Source organism: Azospira sp. I13, assembly GCF_003112695.1.
GTDB lineage: Bacteria > Pseudomonadota > Gammaproteobacteria > Burkholderiales > Rhodocyclaceae > Azospira.
Genome location: NZ_BFBP01000002.1, coordinates 429,785 through 436,689 on the forward strand (window position 1 = coordinate 429,785; position 6,905 = coordinate 436,689).

Below are 6,905 nucleotides of genomic sequence, written 5' to 3' on the forward strand. Positions count from 1 at the left end.
ATCCAGGAAAATGCGAGGCTTGCCCCAGCCGTAGGGAGGAGGGGGCCATGACAAGGAATATAAAAAAATGACGGCAGCAAAGATCGGCCTCAACGCCATCGAAAACGCCAGCCGCGACGAAATCACCGCACTCCAGGTGGAGCGTCTGCGCTGGTCACTGAAGCATGCATACGACAATGTGCCCCACTACCGGGCCAAATTCGACGCCCACGGTGTCCGCCCCGAGGACTTCAACAGCCTCGACGATCTGAAGAAATTTCCCTTCACCACCAAGCAGGACCTGCGGGACAACTACCCCTTCAAGATGTTCGCCGTGCCCCGGGAACAGGTGGTGCGGGTACACGCCTCCAGCGGCACCACCGGCAAACCCACCGTGGTGGGCTACACCCAGCAGGACATCGCCACCTGGGCCCAACTGATGGCCCGCTCCATCTACGCGGCAGGCGGCCGCCCCGGCGACATCATCCACGTGGCCTACGGCTACGGCCTGTTCACCGGCGGCCTGGGCGCCCACTACGGAGCCGAGGCCCTGGGCTGCACGGTCATTCCCATGTCCGGCGGGCAGACCGAGAAGCAGGTGCAGCTGATCACCGACTTCACCCCGCGCATCATCATGTGCACGCCGTCCTACATGCTCAATATCGCCGATGAATTCAAGCGTCAGGGCCTGGATCCCCGCGGCACCTCCCTGAAGATCGGCATCCACGGCGCCGAGCCGTGGACCGACGGCATGCGCCAGGAAATCGAAAACCTGCTGGGCATCGACGCAGTGGATATCTACGGCCTCTCCGAAGTCATGGGCCCGGGCGTCGCCAACGAGTGCATCGAATCCAAGGACGGTCCGGTGATCTGGGAAGACCACTTCTACCCCGAAATCATCGACCCCAGCACCGGCGAAGTGCTGCCCGAAGGCAGCCAGGGCGAACTGGTGTTCACCTCCCTTTCCAAGGAGGCCCTGCCGGTGATCCGCTACCGCACCCGGGACCTGACCCGGCTGCTGGCCCCCACTTCCCGCAGTTTCCGCCGCATCGGCAAGATCACCGGCCGCTCCGATGACATGCTGATCATCCGCGGCGTGAACGTCTTCCCCAGCCAGATCGAGGAGCTGATCCTCAAGCAGCCCAAGCTGTCGGGCCACTATCTGCTGGAAGTGGCGCGGGACGGCCACCTGGATACCATGACGGTGAATGTGGAACTAAAGCCAGAGTTTGCCATCACAACGGCCGCGGAAAAGGAATACGTGGCCCATGAGCTGCAGCACCACATCAAGTCCTACATCGGCATTTCCACCCAGGTGCGCATCATTGAGGTGGGCGGCATCGAACGCTCGGTCGGCAAGGCCAAGCGCGTCATCGACAAGCGCCCGCTCTGACAATTTGGGGAGAACGCCCCTTGAGGCCAGAAGTTCCCCGTAAAAAAAGGGAAACTTCTGGCTTTTTTGCCAAAAATTTGGCATTTATTGGCCGTTTATGGGGGATTAAGGGGTTGGCCGATAGAAAGAATTGACCGCCCCCCGACCCATCCGCCATCATTCAAAACAAAGTCCAAAACAGAGGAACAGCCTTTCATGAAAACCATTTTTCTGGTGGACGATTCCGCCACTATCCTGCTCTCCATTTCCAACATTCTCGCAAAAGCCGGCTACGCCGTTGAAAAGGCAGGGAATGCCGAAGAAGGGATGAAGAAATTCCAGGCTGGCGTCAAAGTCGACCTGCTGATTACCGATCTGAACATGCCGGGCATGAACGGCATCCAGTTCATCCGGGAAGTGCGCAAGCTGCCCAGCTACAAATTCATGCCGATTCTCTTCCTGACCACCGAATCCCAGCAGGAAAAACGGACCGAAGCCAAGGCCGCAGGGGCCTCCGGCTGGATCGTCAAGCCGGCTACGGCCGATCAGCTGCTCAACACCATCAAACTGGTACTGCGCTAATCCCATGGATTTCGGACAACTGCTGCGGCGAGCCACCCTCGTCTTCGCCATCGTTGCGCTTGGGGCCGGCCTGACGGTCTTCTTCCTGCACGACTGGTTCCATAACGAGTTCCTCGCCTCCTTCGATATCGCCCAGCCCTTCGGCGACGCCGTGGGAACCGTGATCATCGTCGTCGTGGCCTACCTGGCCCAGCGGCTGGTGTCCATCGCCTTCTACCGGGACATGATGTTCGGCCTGGCCCGCAACCAGGAGGCCTTCTCCAGCACCAACGACAACTACCAGACGGTGGCGGAAGAAGTTTCCAAGGAACTGGCCGGCGTTCCGGCCTACAACGAGGTACTCTGCGGCCAGTTGCACAGCATCATTCAGGAAACCGAACAGGCGGCCTACCAGATCACCGAGCGTTTGCAGGCGGTGGATGGCGTAGTCACCCGCCTCAACGATTTCGTCAGCCAGAGTTCCAGCGAATCGAGCCAGATGGTGAACGAGTCCGAAACCCGGATCGCCAACAACCAGAAGCTCATCGTCGAAATGGGCCAATACATCGAGAACCGCATCCAGGAAGCCCAGACCGACCAGGCACGCATTGCCCAGGTGGTGGACGAAGCCCACTCCCTCGAATCCCTGACCCAGCTGATCAAGGGCATCGCCAGCCAGACCAACCTGCTGGCCCTCAATGCCGCCATCGAGGCAGCCCGAGCCGGCGAGGCAGGCCGCGGCTTTGCCGTGGTGGCCGACGAAGTGCGCAAGCTCTCGGCAGAAACCGAGACCGCCGTAACCAAGATCAACCAGGGCATCGTCGGCGTTGCCGCCACCATCGAGCAGCAGTTCCAGGAGAAGCTCTCCCACAGCAACCTGGACCGGGAACGGGCCGCCCTGCAACAGTTCGCCAGCCAGCTCACCACCCTGGGCGAAAGCTACGAACAGGTGATGCAGCACCAGAGCACGGTGATCGGTACCATTCAGGCCAGCAGCCAGGAACTGGCCCAGATGTTCATGGATGCGGTGGCCAGCGTGCAGTTCCAGGATGTCACCCGGCAGCAGCTGGAAACCACCATCGACGCCCTGCAACGGCTGCAAACCCACGCCGCCACCCTGGCCGACCGCCTGATTCAGGTGGAGAACCCCGACTTCCACTACCAGCCGCTGTCCGAGCATCTGGATGAGCTCTACAGCCGCTACGTCATGAAACAACAACGCACCACCCACCATCAGGCCCTGCACCAGTCCGGCCGCACCGCCGAACCGGACCTGCCCCAGGTGGAACTCTTCTAAAGGGGACAGCCGTGACTACCGGAACCCACCGCATTGCCATTCTGGAAGACATGACGATCTACAACGCCCTGGCCCAGAAGGCCAACTTCATGGAAGCCCTCCAGGAGTGCCAGGAGCTGGAAATCGACCTCTCCCACGTGGCTGAAATCGATACCGCCGGCTTCCAGCTGCTGCTGCTGACCAAGCGGGAAGCGGCCCAGCAGAACAAGAAGGCCCGCATCGTCGCCCACAGCCCCGCCGTCCGGGAAGTCCTGGACTTCTTCAACATGGCGGCCGGCTTCGGCGACCCCCTGGTCATTCCCGCCCGCGAACAGGCCTAAGGAGACATCATGGACGAACTCACTTCGGTCTTTGTCACGGAAAGCCGCGAGCAGCTGGCCGCCATGGAGGAGGCCCTACTGCAGCTGGAAACCTCCCCCGGTGATGCCGACCTGATCAATACCGTCTTCCGTCCCGCCCACACCATCAAAGGGGGCGCCGGCGTCATCGAATGCAACTTCATCGTCTCCTTCACCCACGTGGTGGAGAACGCCCTGGACAAGCTGCGTAATGGCGAAATCAGCGTCAGCAGCGACCTGGTTGCCGTCCTTCTGGGATGCGGCGACCACATTGGCAACCTGCTCTCCGTGCTCGAAGCCGGCGCCCCCGAACCCGATGCGGACCTGAAGGCCGAGGGCGATTCCCTGCTTTCCCGGCTGCAGCGGGACTGGCTGGACGAACCGGCCAAGTCCGGTGCCGGTGCGGAAGATTCCCGGCCACCGGTCATCAAGGTGGACCAGGTTCACGCCAGCGGGGGCGGCGAAGTGGAAACCGATTCCTGGCACATTTCCCTGCGTTTTGGCCAGAACGTGCTGCGCAACGGCATGGACCCCCTGTCCTTCCTGCGCTACCTGGCCACCCTGGGGCAGATCGTCAATATCGAAACCCTCCCGGATGCCATGCCCGATGCGGAGCAGATGGATCCGGAATCCTGCTACCTGGGCTTCGAGATCAAGTTCAAGAGCGATGTGGACAAAGCCGCCATCGAAGGCGTCTTCGATTTCGTGCGGGATGAATGCAGCCTGCACATCCTGCCGCCCCACAGCAAGCTGACCGACTACGTCACCCTGCTGCAAGCCCTGCCGGAAAACATCATGCGGCTGGGCGAAATCCTGGTCAAAATCGGCGCCCTCACCCCCAGCGAGCTGGATGAAGGCCTGCAGGCCCAGCAAAGCTCCCTGGCCAGCGACGGTGAAGCAGACACCCTCAGCCCGCCGCCGCCCCACCTGGGCGAGATTCTGGTGGAGCAGCGCGTTGTCCAGCCCGAGCTGGTGGAAGCGGCTGTCATCAAGCAGAAGCAGGTTTCCGACAAGAAGGCCGCTGAAGCCCGACTGATCCGCATCCAGGCCGACAAGCTGGATCGCCTCATCGATCTGGTGGGCGAACTGGTGATTGCCGGGGCCAGCGCCAACCTGCTGGCCAGCCGCTCCGGCCAGGGTGAGCTGACCGAAGCCACCTCCCTGCTCAGCCGGCTGGTGGAGCAGATTCGCGATTCGGCCCTGCAGCTGCGCATGGTGCAGATCGGCGAAACCTTCAACCGCTTCCAGCGCGTGGTACGAGACGTTTCCAAGGAACTGGGCAAAGAAATCGAGCTGGCCATCTCCGGTGCCGACACCGAACTGGACAAGTCGGTGGTGGAAAAGATCGGCGACCCCCTGATGCACCTCGTACGCAACGCCATGGACCACGGCATCGAGCCCGGCGAAGTACGCGCCGCCAATGGCAAGAATCCCCGCGGCCGCTTGGAGCTTAACGCCTACCACGATTCCGGCAGCATCGTCATCGAAGTGGCAGACGACGGCGGCGGCCTGAACCGGGAAAAAATCCTCAAGAAGGCCGTGGACAAGGGATTGGTGCAGGCCGGCCAGTACCTCTCCGACCAGGAAATCGCCAACCTCATTTTCGAGCCGGGCTTCTCCACCGCCGACCAGGTCTCCAACCTGTCGGGCCGGGGAGTCGGCATGGACGTGGTCAAGCGCAACATCCAGAGCCTGCGCGGCCGGGTGGAAGTGAGTTCGGTGGAAGGCCAGGGCACCCGCTTTGCCATCCGCCTGCCCCTCACCCTGGCCATTATCGACGGCTTCCTGGTAGGGGCCGGTCCGGCAGCCTACGTGGTGCCCCTGGACATGGTGGTGGAATGCCTGGAATTGCAGGCCCATGCCGCCGGCACCGGGGACCGGAATTACCTCAACCTGCGGGGCGAGGTGCTGCCCTTCATCCGCCTGCGGGACCTGTTCGAGATTCCAGGCGAACCGCCAAAGCGGGAAAACGTGGTGGTCATCAAATGCGCCGGACAAAAGGCGGGGATCGTCGTGGATACCCTGCTGGGGGAATTCCAGACCGTCATCAAGCCCCTGGGCAATCTTTTCAAGCACCTGCGCGGCATCGGCGGCTCCACCATCCTCGGTAGTGGTGATGTGGCCCTGATTCTCGACGTGCAGGCCCTGGTGAAGTACTCCGCACAACACGAAGAACAAGAAACCGGCTATGCCCTGCCCTTGCGGGCCGGGACCTGAACCCAAGTGTTACCCCAAGTAAAACCCAACATAGAAAAGTAATCCTGGAGGGAGTCACGATGCAAAACCTAAAAATCGGCGTCAGACTGGGAATCGGCTATGCCGTTATGGCCATTTTCCTGCTGGTAGTGGCGATTCTCGGCATCAACCGCGCATCGGTCATCGAAGGGGAGGTCAAAACCCTGGTCAATGACCGCTTCCCAAAAACGGTCTGGGCCAACAACATCATCGATCAGGTCAATATCGTGGCCCGGGCCATGCGGAACTCCCTGCTCGTCAAAACTGACGAAGAAGCCCGCAAGGAACTGGATCGCCTCCAGGAAGCACGCACGGTGATCCTGGACAATGTGGGCAAGCTGGAAAAGACCATCACCACCGAAGCCGGCAAGGAAAAACTGGCCAAGCTCAAGGCCGCCCGCACGGCCTACATCACGGCCCAGGACAAGTTCCAGGAGCTGCTCAAGTCCGGCAAGCGGGACGACGCGACCAATTACCTGCTGACAGACATTCGTCGTCTGCAGAGCACCTATCTGGACAGCGCCAACGAGCTAATTTCCTTCCAGACCGACCTGATGACCCAGACCGGCAAGGAAACCGAGGAGATTGTCGAATCCACCCGCAACCTGCTCATTGCCCTGGCGGCGGTGGCGACCGCACTGGCCGTGCTGCTGGGCTTCCTCATCACCCGCAGCATCACCCGGCCGCTGGGCGAAGTTCTCCAGGCCGCCAACCAGATGGCCAAGGGCAACTTCGGTTTCGATCTCAAGAATGCCGAGGCCAAGGATGAAACCGGTGAGTTGAGCCGCGCCATCCAGGCCATGCAGAAGGCGATCAAGTCGATGATTGACGATGCCGCCAAACTGTCCAAGGCGGCTGTGGATGGCCGCCTGGCCACCCGCGCCGACGCCACCCAGCACCAAGGCGATTTCCGTGCCATCGTTGAAGGCGTCAATGAGACCCTGGATGCCGTCATCGGCCCCCTCAATGTGGCGGCCAACTACGTCGATCGCATCTCCAAGGGCGACATTCCGCCGAAGATCACCGACTCCTACAACGGCGACTTCAACACCATCAAGAACAACCTCAACACCTGCATCGAAGCGGTCAACAAGCTGGTGGCCGACGCCGGCCTGCTGAGCAA

Annotated in this window: 6 protein-coding genes; all 6 read left to right on the forward strand. The window is 61.3% G+C overall.

What is annotated here, in order from left to right; all coding sequences use genetic code 11:
* Positions 1 to 67: 67 nt before the first annotated feature.
* A complete protein-coding gene (gene paaK / locus AZSI13_RS02045) occupies positions 68 to 1,372 on the forward strand; it encodes a phenylacetate--CoA ligase PaaK (RefSeq protein WP_109039517.1) in 1,305 nt (434 codons plus the stop codon).
* Between the two features lie 195 nt (positions 1,373 to 1,567).
* Positions 1,568 to 1,933 (forward strand): response regulator, encoded by a 366-nt coding sequence (locus tag AZSI13_RS02050; protein WP_109039518.1) that lies wholly within the window; start codon positions 1,568 to 1,570, stop codon positions 1,931 to 1,933.
* Between the two features lie 4 nt (positions 1,934 to 1,937).
* Entirely contained in the window at positions 1,938 to 3,209 is a 1,272-nt protein-coding gene (locus AZSI13_RS02055; protein ID WP_109039519.1) for a methyl-accepting chemotaxis protein, read from the forward strand.
* Positions 3,210 to 3,220: 11 nt separating this feature from the next.
* The gene (locus tag AZSI13_RS02060; protein WP_235609597.1) at positions 3,221 to 3,529 is read left to right on the forward strand and encodes a lipid asymmetry maintenance protein MlaB; all 309 of its coding nucleotides are present in this window, start codon (positions 3,221 to 3,223) and stop codon (positions 3,527 to 3,529) included.
* 9 nt (positions 3,530 to 3,538) lie between these two features.
* Positions 3,539 to 5,764: a chemotaxis protein CheA gene (locus AZSI13_RS02065; RefSeq protein WP_109039520.1), complete on the forward strand. Its 2,226-nt coding sequence runs from the start codon at positions 3,539 to 3,541 to the stop codon at positions 5,762 to 5,764.
* Positions 5,765 to 5,871: 107 nt separating this feature from the next.
* A partial coding sequence (locus tag AZSI13_RS17840) for an MCP four helix bundle domain-containing protein (RefSeq protein WP_235609598.1) occupies positions 5,872 to 6,905 on the forward strand: 1,034 nt, incomplete at its 3' end.